Consider the following 25179-nt stretch of genomic DNA (forward strand, 5'->3'; position numbering starts at 1 on the left):
TTCTAATATAAAGATGTGAAAAAGTGCTTAAAAGGTTACCGTCTTTTCTTTAAAACTGGCAGAGAGTGGGGGGCATTAGATATCACAAAGCGATGAGGCAAGTTTGGTATGAAACGGAAGGTGCTGGGATAAAAAGAAACCTTTCCGTCTATTTTTTGTTCACTTCACATTCAAGATATATCAACATTTGACCGTTCATTTTTATTCTGATTGATGATGAAGTATTGTGTTTAGTAGATTATTTTCTATGTTTTTGCAAGAATTTATGTGCTTTTTTGTGTTATGATATAAGATATTTGTTGAAATTTTCACTTATGGATGAATATTAATTAAATCTCTGTGGGTGTTTTTATTTTTTTTTATAAAAAGATTAGTTAAGTTGAAAGCAGCTTATAAAGAGTAGCTTATAAAAAAGGAAATCGTTTTCGGTAACGATTTAGTAATGGTGCTAATTGCATACATTCTCATTCATTTTCCTTGTAACAACATTACAAATGTAGAAAAATCTTTCCCAAGTTGGGAAGAACTTGGGAAAGATTCTCATTTTTAATAACAAAGTTTGTGATTTAAATCAGGAAAACCAGATTTTAAAATCTGGTGCTTCCAGTAAAAAATACGGACTATGAAATACTCTTTACAAAATATCATTTTAGAGATACACAAGAAAGAAGATAAGGTTTCATCACAAAACAAAAGTCTGATTGATGAGGCACATGAAATGATGTTATATCTCCAAGACTTATTGCTTTCAGTCAAAAAGTTAATTGCTGAAGAGAAATTTAAAAATGACGTAGAGGAGATTACTTTCTTTCGCAATACAAAACCGCAGATACTCGGGAAATTGATTTACTATAATAAGGTTTATCGTACCGAAACGGCCTGTCCAGTTAGTAATGGTAAAATGTATAACAGCTACTTTTCTAAACAGTTGACTAATCTGAAGCGGGAGTATATTGAGCATATATGTAATTCCGATTTCTATAGGTATTACCGCTCGGGAAGAACAGATCGTGATAACTCATATTTTAAACGAGGCAATATAAACTATCACGATGGATTAAACAGCATTGTATTCGAAATGGATCCATCTTTTTCAACATTTTTCGACTATAAAGTTTCTAGAATTATTGCGAATGAATTACTCTATTCGTACCTGCTTACAAAAATCAATCCCGATGAAAACCCTGATCTGATTTTGCAAAACTCGGAAAGTTACAAAGATATATTCTGGACGGACAGTAAAAATTCTCTTGTTGAGCTAATTTATGCCCTCCATGCTTCAGGGGCTATTTCACACGGCAAGATTGGTATCCGAAAAATAAGCCTAATGTTCCAAATACTTTTCCGGATCCCATTAAATGATCTACATCATGCTTTCCATCGAATGAAAACAAGGGCAGGTTCCCGAACGGCATTTTTAGACCAACTCAAAATATCCCTCGAAGAATATATGGATAAAGACCTTTAGCTGTTTCAATACAGTAATTTAAAAGCAGTACTCAAAACGTACTGCTTTTTCTTTGCCCATATATGCCAATTGGCAAATGTTGATAAAACTCCCTCTCAACATATCTACAATACATTTAAATCCTTATGAAACAAGGGTTTTTCCTGTTTGCAAAAAAAATTCAAAAAACTGCCAAACCAATTGGCAAGGCTTGGCAGACAAACACTGCCACCTTTCACAATTTTGCATAGTGAACTTTAAATGCTGTGCAATGAAAATTATAACCATTGAAGAAGAAGCGTGGCAACAGCTAAACAGCCGTATCAATGCCATTGCCGACTACCTGAAAAGACAGGAAGATGAAAGCTATGATGACCTGTGGCTCAATAACCACGAGGTATGCCAATATCTGCACATCAGCGAGAAAACATTGTGGCGTATGCGTACCAAAGGCGAAGTAGCTTATTCAAAAATCTACGGTCAGTATTTCTACACCATTGGAGCAATTAAGAATATGCTTAATACTAATGCCATACAGAGCAGTGATGAGTTTGTACAGGAGCTAATGGCAAAAGGCAAAAGCTATATCGAAAAAGGTAGAAAGCTAAAGACCACTAAAAACCCTTAAAAGTATTTTTCCTATGAATATTGACAGAATGGAATTTTTGGCGTGGATGGAACGCCTGATGGGTCGCCTCGATATGTTGGGTGATAACATAGATGGTTTACAAAAGAAACGTAATAGTATCGACGGCGAAGAATTGTTGGATAATCAGGATTTGTTGCAAATGCTAAAAATCAGTAACCGTTCCCTGCAACGGTATCGCTCCATCGGTAAACTGCCCTATTATACTATTAGCGGTAAACTGTATTACAAGCTGTCCGATGTGCATCAGTTCATAAGGGAAAGTTTCAACCCTCCTACAAAATGAACGCCAATAAGTGACAAACACTGCCTTTGAATGCCACTTCGGGCAATGCGGTGAATGCTTCCTTTACATTGGGCGGTGAACTTTTAAAATTTTGAGACTATGAGTGAAGAAACCACAAACAAACAGGAAATGCCAGAACAATTATCGGACATATTATTGGTGCTGGACAAAGAAAAAATGAAAATCCAAGCCGTAAAGAGTATTGATGAGAATGGGAAAATGGAAACCGTTGAACCCACGAAGAAAAACCAAAATCAGTTTATGCGTGTAGACAAGAGTGGCGATTTCTTTTCCAACTTCTTCTCCAATTTTTTTAGCCAGTTAAAGAACCCTACTAATTTTTCATTTTTCAAAGTGCCTGCACCTATCGCCGTTGAGAAAGCACAGGAAATGCAGAAGCAGGTAGATAAACCAACTCCCGAAGGCGAAAAAGTAATGAAAGAACACGAGGTAAAAACGGGACCTCAACAGGATATAAAACAAGAAAATCAAAAAAATATGGAAACAGCACAGACAACGCCGGATGTAAGCGAATACCGCTACAAACCGGAGCAGATTGATTGGGACACAATGACCAATCTCGGATTAAGCAAGGAATACCTTGAAAAGAGAAACCTGCTTGACCCTTTACTGAAAGGTTATAAAACTAATGAACTCTTACCAATTGGTGTTAACCTGGGCGGTACTATTCTCCGTACAGATGCCCGCCTGTCATTGCAGCAAGCCGAAGACGGAAAAGTTGTGGTGGGAATACACGGCATCAGAAAAGAGCCTAATCTACATTTTGAATTTTTTGGACACAAATTCACGGATGAAGACAAGAAAAACCTGCTCGAAACACGTAATATGGGGCGTGTAGTTGATTTGAAAAACACCAAAACAGGCGAACTAATGCCATCCATTATCAGTATAGACAGGCTGACAAACGATGTAATTGCACTGCGAACGGATTTTATAAAAATTCCCGATGAAATTAAGGGAGTGAAATTGGACGATGCCCAAAAGCAAACATTAATAGAGGGTAAACCGCTAAAGTTAGAGGGAATGATTTCCACGAAAGGAACTGAATTTTCAGCAATGGTACAGTTCAATGCAGACAAGCGTTATGTTGAGTTTCTGTTTGACCGCAATAATTCCAACAGGCATACCCAAAGCAACGGTAAAATCCAAAACAATGGACAAAGTAACCAGCAAAGCCAGCCACAGGAAGCTCCAAAAACATTCAGAGGCAAGGAACTGACCGATGAGCAGCACAAGGATTTCAAAGCTGGGCAGACGGTTTACATTGACGGATTGAGGGATAAAAAAGGGCAACCGTATCAAGGTTATATCACTTTCAACAAGGAAACAGGAAAAACCGACTTTGCCTTTCCAAGCCAGGTTAAGGCACAGGCAAAACCTGCCGAAACAAATAAAACGCAAGTTGCCGTCAATTCGGAGGGAAAGACCAACGAAGCGACCAAAAATATCAACGAGGCTTTGAAGTCCGGACAGCAAACACCTAAAAACAAACAACAGCAGGAACAACAAGAAAAGCCTAAAGCACCTGCAAAGTCCAAACGCAGAAAAATGTAGTAAAATATGAAAACAATAATTGCAGAAAAACCAAGCGTAGCAAGGGAAATAGCCGGACTTGTGGGAGCATCTGATAAAAAGGAAGGCTACCTGACAGGTAACGGCTATTTTGTTACGTGGGCATTCGGTCATTTAATAGGATTGGGAATGCCCGAAGATTACGGTATTACGGGATTTGACAAAGCATCATTGCCGATACTCCCCAACCCGTTTTTACTGACCGTCCGGAAAGTAAAAAAAGACAAAGGCTATACCGCTGATGCAGGTGCGTTGAAGCAACTGAAAATAATAGACCAGCTTTTCAACCGTAGCGATAGCATTATTGTAGCTACCGATGCAGGACGTGAGGGCGAACTCATCTTTCGCTATATATATGAACACCTCAAATGCAAGAAACCATTTGAACGGCTTTGGATAAGCTCGCTTACCGAAAAAGCCATCAAGCAAGGCTTTGACAACCTAAAAGACGGGGCAGCATTTGACGGGTTGTATCGGGCAGCACAAGGCAGAAGCCGTGCCGATTGGTTGGTGGGCATCAATGCTACACAGGCATTAAGCATTGCCGCAAGTAACGGGGTTTACTCGCTCGGCAGGGTGCAAACGCCCACACTGGCTTTGATATGCAGGCGTTATCTCGAAAACAAAAACTTCTCGGTAAAGAAATATTGGCAGATACAGTTGTTGCATCACAAAGCAGGTATTGATTTTAAAAGCCTTTCCAAAACCAAATGGGAAGACCAAAAACTCGCCGATGATACATTGAAAGCCATTCAGCGAAGCGATACGGCTACAATTACATCAGTAGAAACCAAGAACGTTACAGAACAACCGCCTTTGTTGTTTGACCTTACCGGATTGCAAAAGGAAGCCAACAAAAAGTTGAATTTGTCTGCCGAAGAAACCCTAAACATTGCCCAAAGCCTTTACGAAAAGAAGTTTATAACTTACCCACGCACAGGGAGTAAATACATTCCCGAAGATGTATGGGCAGAAATTCCCAATCTCGTGAGAGCATTGCAGGATAGAGAAACCTGTAAGCAAGCCGTAGCCAAAGTAAAATGGGGTCGTTTCAACAAACGTATCGTGAACGACCTGCGTGTTACCGACCATCACGGTTTGCTGATTACGGATAAAATACCGTCTGCCCTTAACGCTAAGGAAAATGCGGTTTATGATATGATTGCCTTTCGGTTGCTCGAAGCTATTTCACAAGCCTGTATCAAGGAGATAACCGATATTGCTATACAGGCATTGCATTACGATTTTATGGCAAAAGGCTGTAAGATTATGGAAGCAGGCTGGCGTTCCATTAAAGGGAGTTTCTCGGATGATGATACCGAACCTATACAGGATTTGCTCGAACTGAAAAAGGGTGATGAACTCAAAATTAAGGAAGCCACCGTTTTGGAAAAGCAAACCAAACCGCCTGTGCTTTATACCGAAGCAGGGCTTTTGTCGGCTATGGAAAGTGCCGGAAAGGAAATCGAAAACGAAGAGGAACGTAAAGCCCTGCAAAATATTGGTATTGGTACGCCTGCAACAAGGGCGGCGATTATCGAAACCTTGTTTACCCGAAATTATATCCAAAGGGATAAGAAATCCTTAATCCCGACTGAAAAAGGATTGCAGGTATATGAACTCGTAAAAGACCGCAAAATTGCAGATGTGGCAATGACCGCTGAATGGGAATTGGCATTACAGAAAATAGAAAACAATGAAGCCGATGCCGGAGCATTTCAAAAGGAAATGGAAATCTATGCTTCATCTATTACCAATGAACTATTGCAAACTTCCATTGCCAACGGCAACCTGCCCAAACTTAACTGCCCGAAATGTAAAAGCCAGCAACTCATTATCCGTGATAAGATAGTGAAGTGCCCTGATGAAGTTTGTAGTTGGGTACAGTTTCGCAATGTGTGTGGCGTACAAATTGGGATAGCCGATATTGAAAGCCTTGTCAATAAAAGAAAAACTTCGCTCATCAAAGGAATGAAAAGCAAGGCAGGAAAGAAGTTCGATGCCTATATCGTATTGAATGAGCAAGCCGATAGTTCCTTTGAATTTGAGCAAAGCAAAAATTACAAGAAGTAATGGAAAATAAACCTAACATTAGTACAACGGAAATCAGAAATCTGATTTATTCCATACGTGGCAAGCAAGTAATGCTGGATAGCGACCTCGCTTCCTTATATCAAGTGGAAACAAAGAACCTCAACAAAGCTGTAAAAAGAAATATTGAAAGGTTTCCGGCTTCTTTTTGCTTTCAACTTAATGAAGAGGAAGCCAGCAACTTGAGGTTCCAATTTGGAACCTCAAGTTTGAACTACGGTGGAAGACGTTATCTGCCCTACGTTTTTACCGAACAAGGAGTCGCAATGGCTTCAGCCATACTCCGTTCAGATATTGCCGTCAAAATAAGTGTTGAAATTATGGAAGCTTTTGTAGAAATGCGGCGTATGCTTATCAGCAATGCTTCTTTGTTTCACAGGTTGGATAAAATAGAGCTGAAGCAACTGGAAGCCGACCAAAAATTTGAAGAATTATTTAAGGCATTGGAAAGCGATAAGCTCCACAGCGAAAAAGGTATTTTCTATAACGGGCAGGTTTTTGATGCCTATACGTTTGTTTCCGATATTATCCGAAGTGCCGGAAGCTCCATTATCCTGCTTGATAATTATGTGGACGATACGGTACTTACTTTATTGGGCAAACGCAATACAAATGTAACTGCCACCATCTATACCAAATCTATAAGCAATCAATTACGGCTGGATTTGCAACGGTATAACAGCCAATATCCTCCCATTGAGGTTGAGGTTTTCTCCGATGCCCACGACCGATTTTTGATTATTGACGATACGGAGCTTTACCACATCGGGGCATCACTCAAAGACCTGGGCAAAAAATGGTTTGCCTTTTCGAGAATGGATATTGAAGTCGGCAGTATGCTTCAGATACTTAATAAATAGCAAACCCTCCAAATTTGGAGGGTTTTATCATTATGCTTTACAAGCTTCTAAAGATGATTTTCTAAATTCTTTCAACAGTTTTTCTAACTCTAAAGAAGTTTTACGAGCTCTTGTTCCTGCGGCTTTGTTTCCTTTTTCTGCCTGTAATTCTGCATCTGCTTTTAATGTTTCAAAGCTAGCATTGATTTTTTCGATTAGTTCGTTCATTATGATAATGGATTAAAATTTCTGATCAAAAGTATAAAATAAGTTTTAATGCTTTTATTAAGTTATACCTGTAATTGTGCTGTTATACTTTTATAGTAAACCTTCAGAGCATCACGTTCATCTTTCCCAACATAGCTATTATGTGCTACTAAACAGCGAATTTTATATAGTTCATCAATCATTACATTTAACCAATGTTCATTTTTCTTCGGGAAATATTTGCCAAATATCGCCCAGTTCCCTACTATAATTTTGCCCAACTCTATAAAATCACAATAAAATAGATCATTGCCTCCACGCAATGGCAGATACTTGCTTTCCTGTTCACTTTTCTTTAGCTTGTCTATCGTTTCCTGCACTTTTTTAGGGATAGTAACGGCTTCCGTTTTCATAATCTCCTCAATAAATATTCTCAGCGAATTTTCTATGCAGTAGAGATACAGGTACACCTCCGACATTTCCTTTCCCCTTTGCTGGATATCCTCGGGCAACAAATTCAAATGTCCGAAGTTGACACTCTGCTGTATTTCTTCAATAGAGTCCAATAAAGTATCTTCATCTGCAATTAATGCATAGAAGATTTCATTGATGTATTTCCGGCGTTCGGCATATCCACCTTTAGCCTGCATTTCCCTTCTGAATTCTTTCAGCGATGCACAAATTTAAATTCTTTGGATTGATTTTTTTTAAACTTTGCAGTCTGGTTCAGTTCATTCTTCAATCCCCTATATTCTTTCTCCTGTTCTTCGCTAATGGTCACATCTGTCGATGCACCGGAAACCAAAATCTTTAATCTTTCGACTTTTTCTATATAATTCATTTCTTAAAAATAGTACATTTTAATATTAACTTATCGTCAACTTCCACCGAGCATTTCAAATAGAGTTATTCGTTTGATACTATCAGAATATTGGTCCAAACAGCTGATGGAGTTGCGGATGGTTTGCAGGGCAATAGTTCTGAGCATAATACTCTGCAAGTTTTATTTTGATATAATTTTCATCTCTGTTTGTGTAGTTTGCTATGCGCTCAATGTAATAATCTATCCTTATTTTCGCTGCTTTTCGTGGATTTGCAGGGTATTGACGTCCACGGTTTTGCTCATCAATAATGATTTGAGCAATATCAAAGACTTCATTAAAAATATCCCTTAATGGTTGGGCATGGTTGTGTGGCTGGTCGTTCAATAATGTAACAAGCCCCAATTCGGGCGTGATAGGCAAAAATTTTATCCTTGCCTGATTGGCGACATAAAGATTAAGTAGTTCCTGCTGGCTTCCACTCCTGTTTGCATCGGCCTGTATAGCCTGTATATCTGGCAATGCGTCAGCATCTAGAAAGGCATATACGCCTGTATTCTGTGGTATCAGGTAATTTGAACATGAAATGGTAAACCGTAGTGTTTGCGGCCATCCTCCAACGGGAAGTATCTTGATAATTGGTCTGCGGTGCTGCACCAATGTGCCAAAATAGTAATTCAGAAGTTGTTCAATGATATATTTGGCATAGTCATCCTCTACGAAAAGAACCAAATCCGGTTGTACCTCTTCCTGTATGGCCATATTTTGAAGTGCCAGAGCTGGATAACAGTCGTACTCTACATTTACGTGCCCATTTGTGGGGTTGCGTTCCAGATAAATAAGCTTTGATGCCTTCTTGATAAGACTGCTGGAATGTGTAGATAATATAACCGTAAGATTTTTTTGAACGGCCATTTTTTGAAGAAATGTAAGAAAGCTGACCTGTACCTTTGGATGTAAAGCAAGCTCTATCTCATCAATCAATATCAGGGAGTCGTCCGCAATGTTTTCCAACTGGAATAAAGCATTTAATATCAAAAGTTCTCCAAGGCTGAAATTCTTTTCGGTGTAATATTGATTTTGGTGCCCTACACTTTTGGCAGGCAAAAGAAAACCGTAATTTGCCCGGCCATTTCCTCTTCCTTTACCATCCAGTTTCTTTCTTCTTAGCTCAGTGTATTTAGTGGTGTGAAAGATTTCATTCATTGATGCTTTGTAGAATGTCGGAGCGGCCTGAATGCCCCTGGTATTCAATTCTTCATTCTGCACATAAAAGCGTTCTACATTGGACGATACCAGAAAAGCATTGGTGTAGCCCATAGTATTTAACAAGGAGGCTTTTCGTTTTGGAGTAGGAGCCCATCTTGTATTTCTGTAAGTATATTCCACAAAGGAACCATTGTTCTCATACCTTATTTTGGAATTTCTAAAGCTATCAAATTGATTATTGCTGCTCGATTTGAAATGTCTTTGAAATGCATAAGAGTCGGTTAGTCTCTGTAAACAAGCTAATAACGTCGTTTTACCGGATCCATTCACTCCAGTAAGAACATGAATGCCACTTCTCGGGATATTAAATTCCAATCTGGTTATACTTTTTAGGTTTTCAATAATAATTTTTCCCATTCAATGTGTGATAAGTATTTTATGGTTAGTAGTCAATATTTTTTCGCAGTTTCATCTTATACTCAAATAGCAAACAAAAGGATATCATGATTTTTTTCAAAAATACAAATTAAATCCTTTGATAATAGTTTGTTTTACGCCAAGTATCGCCTCTCAAAGCCAAATCCTACCACTTCTATAAAGGCTCTTTGCTACCACTCTAATTTTAGGTTTTACACAAAATTCTAAACAAAATTATAGTATGGTTACACAGCAAAAAGACCTGTCGTATTTCAGATTACGACTACAAGAATTATTAAACACGAGCTTTCCCGAAAAAGCCACCGACCAAAAGTTTATAGACCAGCGTTCTTCGTGGGCTTCAAATGCCTATGAGGGTGCTTTTCGTTCGGGAAACACCATTGAGCAATGCAACGAAATAGCCAATTACATTCTGTTTGAACATCTGTACTTCTCGAAATTCGATACAGTTTTTCAAGTAGTCTGCAATGAGTTTGACACCATAATGGCAGATGAGGAACTGCGACCGTTTGCCCTTAAAATGTTCCCCGTTTGTGAGGCTATTTTCTCCAGTTATGAACTAACTGATGATTTCGCTTATAACACAGCGTATGACCTGCTCTATACCGAACTGACCGGAACCATCGCAATATGGATCGAGGAAAATGGACTTCAGTAAAAAGCAACATCTCCAACAGAACATTGATGCCCTGCGAATTGCTTTTAAACTTGAAAAGGAGAACCGACAAGCCACCGTAGGCGAAAGACTGCTAATGATGCAATACAGCGGATTTGGCGGTCTTAAATTCGTTCTGAACCCCATAGAGAACGAAATAGACATCAATAATTGGAGAAAAACGGAACACGACCTTTTCCTGCCCACTCAGGAACTCCACCAGCTTCTTAAAGAAAATTCTGGGAACGATAAGCAATACCGCAGGTATGTAGACAGTATGAAAAGCTCCGTACTTACTGCTTTTTACACACCGCCACAGGTCATAGATGCGATTTCCGCAACCTTGCGTGAAAGCGGTCTTACCATTAAAAATTTCCTCGAACCCTCCGCAGGTATCGGCTCATTTGTACAATCCTTTTCTGAAAATCAGCAACCCAATGTTACCGCCTATGAAAAGGATCTACTGACAGGCAAAATACTAAAACAACTCTATCCCGAAAGCAAAGTACGTGTAAGCGGTTTTGAGGAAATACCCGAAAAAGAACAAAATAGCTATGATGTAATTGCAAGTAACATTCCTTTTGGAGATACCTCCATATTTGACCTATCTTATTCCCGAAGCAAGGACAGTGCAAAAGTTCAGGCAGCCAGAAGCATTCATAATTACTTTTTTTTGAAAGGAACTGATATGCTTCGCGATGGTGGCTTGCTAGCCTACATCACTTCACAAGGAATTCTGAACAGCCAAAAAAATGAGCCCATACGCAGGGCACTGATGCAGGAAAACGATTTGGTCTCAGTTGTTCGGCTCCCTAATAATCTATTTACGGAATACGCTGGTACAGAAGTCGGCAGCGATCTGATTATCCTGCAAAAGAACAAGGCAAAGCAAGGCTTAACTGAAAGAGAAGAATTATTTTGCCAAAGCAAACCAACCGAATACAACACACCTGGCAATGCTTTATTAAAGGAAAGTACGAGGATTGTACATACCGACAGTAAATTAGATACCGACCCTTACGGGCAGCCTGCCTTAATTTATACACATAAAGACGGTGTTGCCGGAATAGCCAAAGACCTTAAAGGAATGCTTTCTGATGATTTTGGAATGTATCTGAATTTGGGGCAGTATCGTGGCGAACGTAATGATGAGCCAGTGATACGAATTCCGGTTGCGCCAAAGGTTACAACTCCGGTTGACGAAACTGTAAATATACGACGGGAATTAAAGCCCTTATCCATTTCAGTAACAAATGGAAACAGTCCGCAGGAATTGAAGCAGCTAAGTATTTTCGACCTGTTTACAGATATTGCTGAACCTTTGGCGGTTGTTTCTTCACCCAAAAGAACGACGAAAAAGCAAAGCACTAACAAAAGAAGAGGTGCAATTGGTCGCCAGACCGACCTGTTTACAGCAATGCAACAGCCTTATTTGCCTCCTGTTACCAATAAGGCAAGTAATAAAGATACGGCATCCAACGGACAAAAACAGGAAATCATCGGTGATCTGTTTTCAAACATCAAGGGGAATGAGCTGACTGATAGGCCAGCAATTCCCGCCACCATTCCTGAACCTGCTCCGTATGGTGGCGAACCGAAATCGTTCCACCGCAACGATTGCCTTGTGGCGGATAAGGATTGGGTTGGCCACCTGCAAGATGTAGATACATCAGGCGGTACGCCAGTTTTCCACCCTTTGCAATTACCACCTCTGCAAAAAGCAAGAGCCGAAGCGTATATTGCTGTACGTGATATTTATCAACAGCTTTACACCAAAGAAGCTGAACTTCATATAGAACATAAGGAAGAAAGGCAAACACTGAACCGCCTATATGACGACTTTGTAAAAAGGTATGGCAACCTCAACAGTGCCGATAATATCAAGCTCATTAAAACAGACAGTGCAGGCAAAGAAGTCCCTTATTTGGAGCGTGTAATTGGTGGCGTGGTACACAAAGCCGATATATTCAGCCATCCTGTAACTTTCTCTACCGTAACGATAGCAACAGACAATCCCGAAGAAGCATTGGCCGCATCGCTGAACAAATATGGCGGTGTGGATTTGGGCTATATGTCCGAAATAAGCAGTATGCCCGATGATGCTTTGAAAGAAGCTTTACACGGTCGTATTTACTATAATCCGGTGCAAAAGGAATACGAAATAGCAGAACGCTGGGTTGCAGGTAACGTTGTAGAGAAAGCCCAAGATGTAAGAACCTACATTGAGAACAATCCCGATGATAACCAGGCCAAAGCAAGCCTTACCGTTTGGAGGAAGCAAGACCAAGACGCATCGAATTTGAGGAACTGGATTTTAATCTTGGTGAACGCTGGATACCAACTGGCATTTACGCCCGGTTCGCTTCGCATATTTTTGATACTGAGGTACGTATCCATTATTCTGAAAGTTCCGACGACTTTTCAGTCACCTGTAATCAGGGAAATCAAAATATATGGGAAAAATATGCGGTAAAGTCCGAGAGCCGGACATTTGACGGTATTGCCCTGCTCAAACACGCATTGGTAAATACCACACCTGACATCACAAAAAAAGTAATGATTGGCGATCAGGAAGTGAAGGTACGGGATATGGAAGCCATACAGATGGCGAATACGAAGATTGATGAAATGCGTACCGGATTTAGCGAATGGCTTCACGCTCAAAACGATGAATTTAAAAGAAGGCTTACCGACCAATACAACGACACCTTTAACTGTTTTGTAAGACCAAATTACGATGGGTCACATCAGGACTTTCCGGGACTGGACCGTAAGGCATTAGGTATACAAGATTTGTACTCCAGCCAAAAGGACACTGTTTGGATGATAAAATTGAATAACGGTGCCATCTGCGACCACGAAGTAGGTGCGGGAAAAACATTGGTAATGTGTACCGCAGCGCATGAAATGAAGCGTTTGGGATTAGCGCACAAACCGATGATCATCGGGCTGAAAAGCAATGTACATGAAATTGCTGAAGCCTACCGCACCGCCTATCCACATGCAAAAATTTTGTTTCCGGGCAAAGAAGATTTTACGCCCCAAAAACGGCTAAGAATTTTTGGGGATATAAAAAATAACGATTGGGATTGCGTGATACTTACACATGACCAATTTGGGATGATACCACAGTCGCCCGAAATACAAAAAGAAATCTTAGAAATAGAACTGGACAGCGTAGAGCGTAACCTCGATGCCCTGCAATCGCAAGGCAAGGAAGTTACCAGAGGTATGCTTGCCGGAGTAATCAAGCGGAAAGAAAACCTTGAAGTAAAGCTCAAAACCCTTGAGCACGATATTAAAAACCGCAAAGATGATGTGGTGGACTTTAAAAAGATGGGCATTGACCATCTTTTTGTAGATGAGAGCCACCAATTTAAAAATCTGATGTTCAATACAAGGCATACTCGGGTTGCCGGATTGGGCAATGTGGACGGAAGCTTGAAGGCAATGAACCTGCTCTTTGGCATCCGTACCATTCAGGACCGCACTGGTGCGGATATGGGCGCAACCTTTCTTTCGGGCACGACGATCAGCAACTCATTAACGGAATTGTATCTCCTGTTCAAATACCTGCGGCCAAAAGCAATGGAAAAACAGGGTATCCATTCTTTCGATGCCTGGGCAGCTATCTATGCAAGAAAAACGACCGATTATGAATTTTCAGTGGCTAATAATATCGTCGCAAAAGAGCGCTTCCGATACTTTATCAAAGTGCCGGAACTTGCTCAATTCTATTCAGAAATTACAGATTACAGAACGGCAAAAGATATAGGCATTGACCGCCCAAATAAAAATGAAGTATTGTATAACATACCGCCTACACCAGATCAGGCTGTATTTATCCAAAAGCTGATGGAGTTTGCCAAAACCGGGAATGCAGAACTTTTGGGAAGAGCTCCCTTATCTCAAAGCGAAGAAAAGGCAAAGATGCTTATTGCTACGGATTATGCCCGCAAGATGTCGCTTGATATGCGAATGGTAAGCGGCAGATATGAAGACCATCCTGATAACAAGGCTTCACATTGTGCGACAAATATTGCTAAATATTACAACCAATATAATGCGCAGAAAGGAACGCAGTTTGTTTTCTCTGATCTGGGAACCTACAAGCCGGGCGAATGGAATGTCTACTCAGAAATCAAGCGCAAGCTTGTGGAAGACCACGGCATACCTGCGCACGAAGTCCGCTTTATTCAGGAAGCTAAAACCGATAAGCAGCGTAAGGAACTTATTCAAGGGATGAACGAGGGCAAGGTCCGCGTGCTGTTCGGCTCAACAAGTATGCTGGGTACAGGCGTAAATGCTCAAAAAAGAGCCGTTGCCGTTCATCATTTAGATACGCCGTGGAGACCGAGCGACCTTGCTCAAAGGGATGGCAGAGCCGTTCGTAAGGGCAATGAGATTGCAAAATTCTTTGCTAATAATAAAGTAGATGTCATCATCTATGCGGTAGAAAAATCATTGGATAGCTATAAATTCAACCTGCTGTACAATAAGCAGCTATTTATTGACCAGTTGAAAACCAACAATCTTGGCAAACGTACTATTGATGAAGGCAGTATGGACGAAAAATCGGGAATGAACTTTTCAGAATATGTAGCCATCCTGTCGGGAAATACAGAGCTATTGGATAAGGCCAAACTGGAAAAGCAGATTGCGGGGCTGGAAAGTGAAAAACAAGCTTTTAACCGCTCCAAGTTCAGCGCAAAGTACAAACTGCAAGACTTTACAGAATTACTGGATAGTGCCCAATCAAGGTTAGGCCGGATCAACCTTGATTGGGAAAATTTACAAGGTCGCTTACAAAAGCATTCTGATGGTACAATTGCAAACCCCGTCCAATTGAGCGGTCTACCACTGAATGCCGATGTTAAACAAATTGGTAAAAAGCTGAACCAACTTGCCGATAAAGCCCGTACCGGAGGCCAATATGAGGAAATTGGCAGCATTTATGGATTTAATCTATTGGTAAAAACCGAAGTGACTGAAAAAGAAGGAGTAGATATTCGGGTAAACCGTTTTCTGGTACAGGGCGAAGGAAATATCAAATACAACTATAACAATGGACTAATGGCGAAAGATCCGGAAACCGCATCGATGAATTTTTTAAAGGCTTTGGAAAAACTCCCTGGTTATGTGAAACAAGAACAGGAGAAAATTTCTGAACTGAAGAAAGACCTGCCTATTCTTCAAGAAGTGGTCAATGGTACCTGGACTAAGGAAAGCCGGTTAGGTGAACTCAAAACAGAACTGGCAGCCGTAGAAAGAAAGATACAATTATCTATCGCTCCCCAGTTGAAGACACAAGCAGATAATCAAAATGAAATTAAACCTCCAGAATTAAATGCTTCAATAACAAAGAACAGAACTATTAAAAATACATTTTAACCAAATATCATATATTTTCTGATCTATCATCTTGTTCATCCATTTTTTTGCTTAAACCATCTCGAAGAGAGTCTAAAAACTTAGTTTTATTGATTTTTCTGTTTCGTAACTCTAGATAAGTGTGATAAAAATCTCCAAGATCTATATTTAACATCCTTGAAAATGCTCTTGATATCTGTTTAATATCAGCATGCCCGTGATCTAATACTCCTTGCGCTTGCAAAGCATAAATAAGCTCAACCAGCGCTGCCTTACTTCCTGTCCAATTCAGAGATTGTTGTGGATTTTTTGTAGTTAATATGTTCGAAAGTCTAAAAATCCTATCTTCAATATATAGTTGAATAAGATCATTTGCTAAAATTTTTGCAACTTTATAGTCATGGCTAGTACTAAAGCTATGGTCTGTCTCAAAATAGTAAGTATCTAAGCTAAGTTTTATGTCATATTTCCCTCTCAAAAAATATTTATCATCTAGATAAGTGCTATTTGTTTTATAATATCTGTAAAATTCAAGATTATTATCAAAATATCGCTTTAATTTGGTAATCTCATTTTTTAAGTATTTTCTCGTTGCTTTTTCTCCGCCACAAGGTATTTTAGCTTCGATTTTATAAATACCATTGTAATAAATCAACTTGGCAACAAACTGCGGTTTTATCTTCTTAAAAAAACAGATTTCTTCATTCGTATCCTTAAAACCTCGGTCGATGATAAACTCTTTTACCTCATTCAGTTTTTTTTTGGCAATTTCGATTGCATCTTCCGCGAATAACATTGTTTTATCGCATGATAAATCATTTAGGTGATCATTTAGCTGCTGTAATTTGTCATAACAGTATTTTTTCATCTATTATATTGTTGCCCTTTATGAGTTATGAAATTAGATTTAACTTCTGCCAAGAGGTAATGGTTCACTAAATCATGGCATTGATCTGTTATTATGCTCCATTAAAGAAAGTAAATCATTTTGAAATTTTTTGGCATGTTCATATCCTATTTGATATATTTCATCCATATGTTTTGTGTCAAAAGTAGAAAACTTTCGAAGTTCTCCAGGCTGTATAAAAACGTCACAGTAATTTGCTCCGTCTTTATCTATTTTTGAAGTTATTATTCGGATAATCCTATCTACAATTTCACCATATCCCAATGGCCCCTTAGTAAGCTCAATAGAATTCACATTCACACCGACACTCTTTCCACACGTTGCATTTATATGCTCACTAGGAAAATTATTGAGTATCCCCCCGTCGCATAATATTGTGTCATTGTGATAATTGACTGGAATAAAAACCATCGGAAAACAACATGAAGATTTAATTGCAAAACTTAGTGAACCTTGATTGAATACTAAAGACCGGGCATTACTAAGATCAGTAACGGAAACATATAATGGTACTTTGAGTTGCTCAAAGCTGTCATGAGGGATATACTTCGTGATAATCCTTTCAAATATATCTGGACTGAATAGCCCTCCACTACCTCGGAACAAATCTGAGTAGTTGAAAAAGTTTTCTGTTTTTGCAAATTTGAAAATCTCAACAGGAGTGTAGCCTTCAGCAATAAATGCACCGATAAGTGCACCTGCACTTGCACCTGAAATAGCATCAAATGAGATTCCTAACTCTTCCATATATTGGAGAACACCGAGGTGAGCTATCCCTCTAAACCCACCTCCCGAAAGCGTAATCCCAATTTTATTATTTACTATCATTATTCAATTGCCTTTCCTACTTTAGATTATAATTATTCGACATTATTGAGTCGCTAGCTCATAATTTGTCTGAAAAATATTAACTTGATGAGTTACATTATAAATATCTTATACTCCCTACTAGGTCTGGATGGAACTAACATTGTCTTAATCCACGAGGGATCTAATGCCTTGCCTTCATAATCTAGAAAAGAGTTCGTAATTATTCTCGCCAAATCTTCTGGATTGCCGCCAATTAATGGCTTACCCTCGAAATATAGTTCGTTATGTAGCTGAAAAAAAATATCTACAATCTGCTCTACCGAACAGTTAATTTTTATTTTTTGTGAATTTACTTCATCCATAATCTTTTATTTTTTTTGTTAATCAGAACTTATACTAGCGTTCTATCATCTTTTTTGATTGCTCAAATTCGTACGAAACCCTAAAGCGATATTGGTACCTCCAAGCTTACTTCCAAATACATGAGATCGCCTTAGAGCGTTGAAATGTTGTAATTCGATATAAGCGACAAACCTTTTATTAACACGATATGATGCAAAACCACCCAATCGATAAGTTTCATAAGCTTTTGTTTTCGACTGCGTATTAATACTGGCAATACTTCCTTGAACCTCTGTAAAGGGGCTTGTAAGCCACAAAACACCAAACCCCGCAAAACCTCCAATTTCAAATCTATCTCTAATACCTTTATTCAATCCGATATCTGTGAACGCCCCGATTAAAGATCGATTACCTTTGTTTACAATGGAAAATCCATCGACCGACCTAGTATTTGTAAAACTGTAGAGTGATATCTCATATACTGCTCTGAAGAATATATTCTTGTTGTACCGATATTGGAAGCCAGTCATCGTTCTTATACCAATGTTACTATGCTTCATAAAATCTGAACGTGGGATACTTATACCAAATGAAGTAGTAATCTCTATTTTATCTCTATAGCTGTTACTTATGGTGTCTTGAGAAAATACATGGTTGCTAAAAAAGAACAAAAAAACAATTGATATCAAACACCTATTATTAGATGGGATCATTTTCCCAATAATTTAAATTATCATGTACATTCATGTAGTATATAGCCATTTATATTGTTAAATATTTTTATCTCTATGGGTTATTAGTTTTCTTACTGAATAGGCTTTTGAACCACTGCTTTATTTTACCCCAATATTCTTTTCCTAGGAGGGCTATAGCTGAGAGGAAAAATACCTCGCCAACAATAACGACCGTAGTTGTCACAATTGCCTTATTGGGAATGTCAGTAAACGGCAGTATAGGTGCGCCAATCCAGCATATGATCGTGATGGCAAAAAATATAAAACCAAGTGTCTTTTTAAAATTGCTTTTTTCCATTGTTATATAATTTATCTTCCTGTTTCTCTTAGATAGATGTATCTGGCAACCAGAAATCCTGTATAGGCTTCTGTATGTTTATCTCTGCTCTGTTGTAATAGCGACTGGGCATCAATAAGATCGCTTAAGATGCTCAGACCATTTTGGTATTGATCTTTGTTTATCCGCACATTTTCCTCGGCTGTCTCTATGGCCTGTTTAGCCAATAATATCTTGTTGTAATTTTCATTTAATTTGTTCCAATAACTCTGGAACATGACAAGAAGCTTTTGATCAGTATCTGTTTTCTCGTATTCTGCCCTGTCTATCTGAGTTTGCTTTTTACGGAGATTGTAAGAACCTCCCCACCAGTCTGAAATGGGAAGTGATAAAGTTGCGTGAACCATAGTAGACGGATTTGTATTTTTGAAAATATCATTGTACTGGTAATAGCCAGCCCCAACACCAAAGTATGGAAGCAATTTACCACGTTCTATTTTCTTTTCCAGTTGTTTCGCTTCAATGTTTTTACTTAGGAGCTTATGCATATTCGTATTTGTTACGGCCTGGTTATGATCCACAAGGAGAGTAACGGGATTGGAAATATACTCTTGATCCTTTGTTTCAATTTCGAATTGACCGCCATCTACGTTCATTAATTGTGCAAGCTGAATTTTTAATAAGCTGATGCTGTTTTCTAGCTCCACACCACTTGTCTTTATCTCATTTTGTTTTAACTGTACCTGTAGTAGATCATTCCTATTTGTTACACCTGCATCTACAGCAACTTTCACGTCGCTAAATAGATTATCGGCTAGATTTTTCATTACGTCAATAGTTTTGCGTTTCTCATATAGGGATACTAATGTCCAATAGTATTGCTCTACACTTACCAGTATATTTTTTTTAGCTTCCTGAGTCTGATATTTACTGACATCTTCGCCTAACTCAGCTAATTTATTTCCATAATAAATTTGTCCTCCTGTAAAAACGGGTTGTTCCAAAGATATACCTAGCATATATCCATTTCTCTTGTCCCTTACATTAGGCATCCCAGGAAAACTTGAACCAAGCATGTTTATCATTTCTGCAGATTCTTTACCAATCATCCCTTCCTTTAGATGATATCCAAATCCAAATGCATTAACTTTTGGAAAATAGCTGGTAAAGGCTTCTTTTTTAGTTAACGATGCTTCCTCCATTGATAAGCGGTCAGCTTTTAGAGCATTGTTATTCTTTAACGTGAGTTCCTTGCATTGCTCTAGCGTGTAGTTTGTCTGTGCTGATGCACCACTTGTAACCAAAAGGAAAAGAGCAAAAAATATATAGTGAACAGATTTCATTATTTTACGATGTTAGTATCCTGTTTTCTGTATACGAGCCAATAAGAGACAGGCAGGATTGTTAATATAAAGACCATAGAGAACAGTGCTCCAAAACAGATGATAGCTGCCATTGGCCCCCAAAGTGGGCTTCCAACAACCAACATTGTAATTACGCCAACCGATGCTGCCACTGAAGTAAGAACGATTGGTCTCATTCTTCTTCTTCCAGCTTCCAATGCAGCTTCTTTTACGCTCATCTTTTCAGTTTTTCTAAGCTTATCAGCGTAGTCAAAAAGGATAATTCCATTTCTCATTACAATACCAATAAGACATACAAATCCTAGGACAGAGGTCATTCCGAATTCAAATCCGGTTACCCATATTCCGAATGCTGCACCGAAAAAGCAAAGAATTGTAGATGCCAGCGTCAGGTTCGCCAGACTGATCTTCTTGTAGTGGAAAACAAGTACAAAATAGATGATGAATACGGCTATTAGAAGAGCAAGAAGCGTTTGTGGTATCGACTCTTCATTTGATTCTGAAACACCGCCATATTTAACGTCAATATTTTTATACTCCTTATTCTTGAGAAGAGAATCAACCTTATTACTTACACTAGGAAATATATCATTTGGATTTACATTTCTTTTCAGATCTGCAAGTACAGAGATGGTATAAATGCCATTGCGGGTATTTATTTGTCCATCTCTCCATGCAGGTGAAACTTCGGACACTTGATTTAGCGGAACGGATACCCCGGCCATGTTTGGTACGTAAATATTACCCACACGATTAAGTTCCCGTAAACTGTCTATTTCGCCTCTTAGGGTGACATTCATCTTGTAGTCATTCTCCCAAACATTTGTTATATCAATTCCTTTATTAATAACGCCAAGTTCTTGAGCGACAGAATTGTTGGAGATTCCTTGACGGTTGGCAAGCTGTTGGTCTATATTTATCTGTACCGACGACGATGGGTTTTCTACATCGTTATGCACCCAAAGGAATTCATCCATTTTAGATAAATCACGGATTAGCTCCTTAGACATCGACTTTAATGTGGCTGCATCAGCACCTGTCAATCGTACATCTATAGGATAGCGTACCACTTCATTATCGAGCTGCTTGAAGAATACATAAGCTCTTGGAAAATGAAAGGCATATTTGTCCGCATATTCATTCAGTAGTTCTTCAGTAGCTTTATTTGATTTGGTGTTTACAATAAATTGAGCATAATTTTTAGAAGGCATATTTGGTGAATAACCTGAATGGAAACGTGGCGAGCTTGCTCCTATAAAAGAAGTAATCGATAAAACGCGATCATCCTTTTTTAGGATTTTTTCCAGACTGTCAGCCACTTTTTCGGTTTGAACCAATGAATTTCCGTGTGGAAGATAAATTTCGACTGCAAACAGATCCCGTTCTGCAATTGGCATCATTCTCATCTTCGCATTGCCCAGCATCAACATAGCCAACACCACAGAAGTTATTAATATGGACATCGTTAGCACCGGACGTTTAAAGAATACGGGAAGTATCTTATCATAGCCCAACTGGATCCTGTCAAGAAAACTTTTCTTAGTGTCTTTCTTATCTTTATGCAGACCCTTTTTTATCAGTATATACTGCATAAAGGGAATAATAAACAACGCTACGGCAAGAGAAACAAAGAGTGTAATTGTCAACGTCCACGGGTAGGAGAACATAAAATCTCTATTCGGCCCCTTCAGCGTGATAAGAAAAGGAAAAAATGTAACACTAATGATAAGCGTTGCTGAAACAAGCGATTTAAAGTACTCTCCTGCACCTGCAATAGATGCATGCCAACGGGACATTCCTTCGTCGAGATGCTCTATATAACTGTCGACAATAACGATACAGTCATCTACAATCAAACCTAGTACAACAATAAGTGCGGCAAACGTAACAACGTTTAATTCAAACCTGCTGCATACATAATCCCCAATGAAATAAAAATCGTGATGGGAATAGAGGTAGCTGCCACTGCAGCAACACGTACCGGCATAAAAAATACAGTAACAAGTACAACCGAAATTATGGCGATGAGCATCTCTACCAGAAACTCGTCCACAGATTTTTGTACAACCTTTGATTGATCGACAATGGTACTGATCTTAACATCGGCAGGAAGTTTGGCTCCCTCCTCTAAAAGAATTGAGTTTAATTCGTTGCCGAAACGAGTAATATCGTTTCCGGTCTGCATCTCCACAGACATCAATAGGCACTTTTTCCCGTTATTCTTAATAAAATCGTCAGGTGCAGGATATTCTCTGACAACATTGGCTATATCCTTTAAGCGAAGAATGTCCGTCTGTCCATCGCCCCTTATAATCTGGTTAGCAATGTTCTGCTCGGTCTGATTTGCGGTGTTAAGATAGATTGGAATGGACATATCTCCATTATCTATATCGCCTGCATATCCTTTCAGTCCCTGTGTATAGAGTACTTCTCCGATTTGCTGAGCTTGGATGCCATTCTTTGCCATTTTTTCCTTATCCAGATAGATGGCAATCCTTTCTTTTTGCTGGCCTGATTTTGTCAATTTTGAAACTTCGGGTACCTGTCTTAGTCTGGATTCTATTTGTTCCATATAGCCTTCAAGCTGTCGATAGGTCTTACTTTCAGACTCGACTGAAAACAGTAAAGCTGAAGTTTCGCCAAAATCTGAATCTACTATCAATGCCAATACCTCAGGAGGCAGTTCCTGTTTTAGTTCGTTTAATCCATGTCTTATTTTTGCCCAGACTTCATCCTTGTTTTTTACATTATCATTCAGCGTAATATAAACGTAAACAATGCCGTCTTTGGATTGTGAATAGGTAGCCTTTCTTTTTACTTCTTTATATTTGAAAAGATGTTCTTCCAAAGGCTTGGTAAGCTGTTTTGCAACCTGTTCTGAATTTGCTCCAGGGTATATTCCTGCAATAATTCCCTGATTAATAGTTACGGTTGGATATTCTTGTTTGGGCATATAGAGCAGCCCGCCAATTCCTGCGATTAGAAGTAGTGCTGTTACCAAAAACACGACTTTATGGTAACGCATAGCCCATGCTACCGCTTTAATATTATTTGCCATTTCTTTTAGTTCAAATTTTTATTTAACGATAACTTTAGATCCTTCAAAGATTTTCTGAAAACCTTCGGTAACAATTCGGTCTCCTTCTCCAAGCCCCTCTAGTACGACAACTCCATCAGAAGTCAGCTCGCCTATTTTTACTGATTGTTTTAATACAGTATTGTCTTTATTAACCTTCCAGACATATCGTTCATTCCTTGCTGAAATTTGAATTACAGAAATTGGAAGTGAGTAGCCTGTTACGTTATCGGACTTAAATGTTATGTTACAGTCCATTCCTGGAAGCAATTCGTCTTTTCCATTTAAAATATCCACTTTAACCGTGTAGGCTCTGGAATATGGATTGGCAACAACTCCCTTTTCAACAATTTTTCCAGTATAACTCTTATCTGAAGTCTTTACATAGACATTTGCATCATCCCCGATTTTCAACTCTTTTATATCATTCTCTGGAATGGAAACTTTAACCCGTATTTTATCTACTTTAAGTACGGTGAAAACTGGCATTCCGGCAGCTACATTCGCACCTAAATCAATAACTTTGGTTCCGATTACGCCACTGTAAGGAGCATAGAGGTTACAGTCTTCTACATCTTTTAGAGCAAGCGACTCCGCAGCTTCTGCTTGTTCGAGAAGCGATTGAGCCTCAATAATCTTGATCTCAGGTAAGCTCTTATTATCATAAATAATCTTAAGTCTCTGATAAGCATCCTTAGCTTGCTTTTTCTGGGATTTTGCAACCTCATAGGCCTTTTGATACCGGGCTCTGTCTAAAGTTGCAATGAGTTGACCTGCGTGGACCTTGCTTCCTTCCGAAACAAGTATTTGCTTCACATTTCCAGCAACCTGAAAACTAAGTTGGGTTAGTGCAGATTCTTCGACTGAACCGATATATTTTCTTTGTCCGTCAATATCATTTAAGGCAATCAATACTGCCTTTACTGGAATCTGCTGTTCAGTTTGGGTTTCCTTTTCTTTGTTCTTACAGCCTGTAACGAAAAGAAGGATAAGAGAGGCGATTACTAAGTAGTTTCTAATTTTCATACCGATTAATTCAATATTTTAACATTGCAAAGTTGCGATGTATGGTATACATTAAAAAGGTCATACATTCCTAATATATAGTCACATGGTACGATTTTTGGAATAATGGACGGTTAAATTGATTTTTTTTGGTTTATTTGTCTTAAAAGATGATGTGATGATAAAAAATAAAACAATTTACACACTAGAAGTATCGCATTTGAATTCGGCGGATGACAACCTGAAGAATGATTTCGCAATATCAGATACAAGTGAGGATATTATTGGTATCACCCTCGAACATCCAGTAAAGATTAATTCCTTACTTGTTGGTATATGTACAAAAGGGAGAGGTTCTATAAGCGTGAACTTGAAAGCAATACCTCTGTCTGAAAGAGATGTAATAGCACTCTCACCGGGAACTATTGTCCAATACGACCCAGAAGAAATAAGTAGTGATTTTTGATGAAATATATGTTAATCTCACTTGAGTTTGTATCTGCGTTCGATGCTTCATACCTTTATCCTGATGCACGGCAGAATTCCTATTTCAGAGCAGATATTGAAGAGTATAAAATATTGATGAAACTCTATGATAATTTGTTTGAAAAATATAATCATGGGGACAGTTTGTTTAGAAGGCAGATTATACAACATACCCTATTGTCCGGGATGTATGAGTTTGCCCTGATCGAAAAGAACCATACCTCACTAGATACCGAAAACCTGACAAAAAAAGAAAGGTTGGTCTGGGAGTTCTATCAGCTTTTGTTTAAACACTACAGATATGAAAAAGATACTTTGTTTTATGCAGAAAAGTTGCTGTTATCAACCAAGTACCTATCTACCATCATAAAACAGCAGACTGGAAATACGGTCAACGAGTGGGTGTTTGAGTACATCATTGCGGAAGCAAAGGCTCTTATCAAGTCCTCAAAAATAACTATTAAAGAATTGGCAGAGTATTTTAACTATGCTGATGCAACTTCTTTTGGGAAATTCTTTAAAAAGCAGGTCGGTATGACGCCTAATGAATACCGACATTCTTAATAGGAAAAGAAA

General features: G+C 38.8%; 20 protein-coding genes and 2 pseudogenes. 10 read left to right on the forward strand and 12 right to left on the reverse strand.

The window, feature by feature from the left end; all coding sequences use genetic code 11:
- The first annotated feature begins 622 nt into the window (after nucleotides 1-622).
- The 6 genes from QWZ06_RS08195 (at nucleotide 623) to QWZ06_RS08220 (ending at nucleotide 6923) form a co-directional block, all read left to right on the forward strand.
- Complete coding sequence (locus QWZ06_RS08195) at nucleotides 623-1468, forward strand: RteC domain-containing protein (RefSeq protein WP_290297108.1); 846 nt, start codon at nucleotides 623-625, stop codon at nucleotides 1466-1468.
- A 250-nt stretch (nucleotides 1469-1718) separates the two neighbouring features.
- On the forward strand, nucleotides 1719-2075 hold the full coding sequence (locus QWZ06_RS08200; protein WP_290297111.1) for a helix-turn-helix domain-containing protein: 357 nt from the start codon (nucleotides 1719-1721) through the stop codon (nucleotides 2073-2075).
- Nucleotides 2076-2088: 13 nt separating this feature from the next.
- A complete protein-coding gene (locus QWZ06_RS08205; protein ID WP_290297113.1) occupies nucleotides 2089-2379 on the forward strand; it encodes a helix-turn-helix domain-containing protein in 291 nt (96 codons plus the stop codon).
- Between the two features lie 99 nt (nucleotides 2380-2478).
- Nucleotides 2479-3954, forward strand: a complete 1476-nt coding sequence (locus QWZ06_RS08210) for a DUF3945 domain-containing protein (protein ID WP_290297115.1) — start codon at nucleotides 2479-2481, stop codon at nucleotides 3952-3954.
- 6 nt (nucleotides 3955-3960) lie between these two features.
- Nucleotides 3961-6045 carry a type IA DNA topoisomerase gene (locus QWZ06_RS08215; RefSeq protein WP_290297117.1) on the forward strand — a complete coding sequence of 695 codons (2085 nt, stop codon included), beginning with the start codon at nucleotides 3961-3963 and terminating at the stop codon, nucleotides 6043-6045.
- Nucleotides 6045-6923, forward strand: coding sequence for an ORF6N domain-containing protein (locus tag QWZ06_RS08220; RefSeq protein WP_290297119.1), 879 nt, complete (start codon nucleotides 6045-6047; stop codon nucleotides 6921-6923). Before QWZ06_RS08215 ends, QWZ06_RS08220 begins: the two co-directional genes overlap by 1 nt.
- Before the next feature lie 30 nt (nucleotides 6924-6953).
- Here QWZ06_RS08220 and QWZ06_RS08225 read toward each other — a convergent pair whose 3' ends face one another.
- The 4 genes from QWZ06_RS08225 to QWZ06_RS08240 all read right to left on the reverse strand — a co-directional run bounded on the left by QWZ06_RS08225 (nucleotide 6954) and on the right by QWZ06_RS08240 (nucleotide 9556).
- Nucleotides 6954-7130 carry a BF3379 family histone-like protein gene (locus tag QWZ06_RS08225; RefSeq protein ID WP_290297121.1) on the reverse strand — a complete coding sequence of 59 codons (177 nt, stop codon included), beginning with the start codon at nucleotides 7128-7130 and terminating at the stop codon, nucleotides 6954-6956.
- Nucleotides 7131-7192: 62 nt separating this feature from the next.
- Nucleotides 7193-7759 (reverse strand): Swt1 family HEPN domain-containing protein, encoded by a 567-nt coding sequence (locus QWZ06_RS08230; protein WP_290297122.1) that lies wholly within the window; start codon nucleotides 7757-7759, stop codon nucleotides 7193-7195.
- 17 nt (nucleotides 7760-7776) lie between these two features.
- Nucleotides 7777-7950, reverse strand: coding sequence for a hypothetical protein (locus QWZ06_RS08235; protein WP_290297123.1), 174 nt, complete (start codon nucleotides 7948-7950; stop codon nucleotides 7777-7779).
- 82 nt (nucleotides 7951-8032) lie between these two features.
- On the reverse strand, nucleotides 8033-9556 hold the full coding sequence (locus QWZ06_RS08240) for an AAA family ATPase (protein ID WP_290297125.1): 1524 nt from the start codon (nucleotides 9554-9556) through the stop codon (nucleotides 8033-8035).
- A 241-nt stretch (nucleotides 9557-9797) separates the two neighbouring features.
- Between QWZ06_RS08240 and QWZ06_RS08245 the strand changes: the two genes are divergently transcribed.
- Nucleotides 9798-10235, forward strand: a complete 438-nt coding sequence (locus QWZ06_RS08245) for a DUF1896 domain-containing protein (RefSeq protein ID WP_290297127.1) — start codon at nucleotides 9798-9800, stop codon at nucleotides 10233-10235.
- A pseudogene (locus tag QWZ06_RS08250) lies at nucleotides 10222-15623 on the forward strand (helicase-like domain-containing protein). The gene QWZ06_RS08245 and the pseudogene QWZ06_RS08250 overlap by 14 nt, the downstream one beginning before the upstream one ends.
- A 7-nt stretch (nucleotides 15624-15630) precedes the next feature.
- Here the strand turns inward: QWZ06_RS08250 and QWZ06_RS08255 are convergent.
- The 8 genes and pseudogenes from QWZ06_RS08255 to QWZ06_RS08295 all read right to left on the reverse strand — a co-directional run bounded on the left by QWZ06_RS08255 (nucleotide 15631) and on the right by QWZ06_RS08295 (nucleotide 24138).
- Entirely contained in the window at nucleotides 15631-16470 is an 840-nt protein-coding gene (locus QWZ06_RS08255; RefSeq protein ID WP_290297129.1) for an RteC domain-containing protein, read from the reverse strand.
- A gap of 72 nt (nucleotides 16471-16542) precedes the next feature.
- Nucleotides 16543-17337: a patatin-like phospholipase family protein gene (locus QWZ06_RS08260; RefSeq protein WP_290297131.1), complete on the reverse strand. Its 795-nt coding sequence runs from the start codon at nucleotides 17335-17337 to the stop codon at nucleotides 16543-16545.
- 92 nt (nucleotides 17338-17429) lie between these two features.
- Complete coding sequence (locus QWZ06_RS08265; RefSeq protein ID WP_290297133.1) at nucleotides 17430-17681, reverse strand: hypothetical protein; 252 nt, start codon at nucleotides 17679-17681, stop codon at nucleotides 17430-17432.
- Nucleotides 17682-17726: 45 nt separating this feature from the next.
- Nucleotides 17727-18374 carry a hypothetical protein gene (locus tag QWZ06_RS08270; RefSeq protein WP_290297134.1) on the reverse strand — a complete coding sequence of 216 codons (648 nt, stop codon included), beginning with the start codon at nucleotides 18372-18374 and terminating at the stop codon, nucleotides 17727-17729.
- 73 nt (nucleotides 18375-18447) lie between these two features.
- Nucleotides 18448-18693 carry a transporter suffix domain-containing protein gene (locus tag QWZ06_RS08275; protein WP_290297135.1) on the reverse strand — a complete coding sequence of 82 codons (246 nt, stop codon included), beginning with the start codon at nucleotides 18691-18693 and terminating at the stop codon, nucleotides 18448-18450.
- An 11-nt stretch (nucleotides 18694-18704) separates the two neighbouring features.
- On the reverse strand, nucleotides 18705-20015 hold the full coding sequence (locus tag QWZ06_RS08280; RefSeq protein ID WP_290297136.1) for a TolC family protein: 1311 nt from the start codon (nucleotides 20013-20015) through the stop codon (nucleotides 18705-18707).
- Nucleotides 20015-23094 (reverse strand): annotated as a pseudogene (locus tag QWZ06_RS27760) (efflux RND transporter permease subunit). Before QWZ06_RS27760 ends, QWZ06_RS08280 begins: the two are co-directional and overlap by 1 nt.
- A gap of 18 nt (nucleotides 23095-23112) precedes the next feature.
- Nucleotides 23113-24138, reverse strand: a complete 1026-nt coding sequence (locus QWZ06_RS08295; RefSeq protein ID WP_290297139.1) for an efflux RND transporter periplasmic adaptor subunit — start codon at nucleotides 24136-24138, stop codon at nucleotides 23113-23115.
- A gap of 157 nt (nucleotides 24139-24295) precedes the next feature.
- On the opposite strand from QWZ06_RS08295, the gene QWZ06_RS08300 reads away from it, so the two are divergent.
- Nucleotides 24296-24583, forward strand: a complete 288-nt coding sequence (locus tag QWZ06_RS08300) for a cupin domain-containing protein (RefSeq protein WP_290297140.1) — start codon at nucleotides 24296-24298, stop codon at nucleotides 24581-24583.
- 8 nt (nucleotides 24584-24591) lie between these two features.
- Complete coding sequence (locus QWZ06_RS08305; RefSeq protein WP_290297141.1) at nucleotides 24592-25167, forward strand: helix-turn-helix domain-containing protein; 576 nt, start codon at nucleotides 24592-24594, stop codon at nucleotides 25165-25167.
- Nucleotides 25168-25179 lie beyond the last annotated feature (12 nt).

The sequence above is a fragment of the Chryseobacterium tructae genome (assembly GCF_030409875.1).
Taxonomy (GTDB): domain Bacteria; phylum Bacteroidota; class Bacteroidia; order Flavobacteriales; family Weeksellaceae; genus Chryseobacterium; species Chryseobacterium tructae.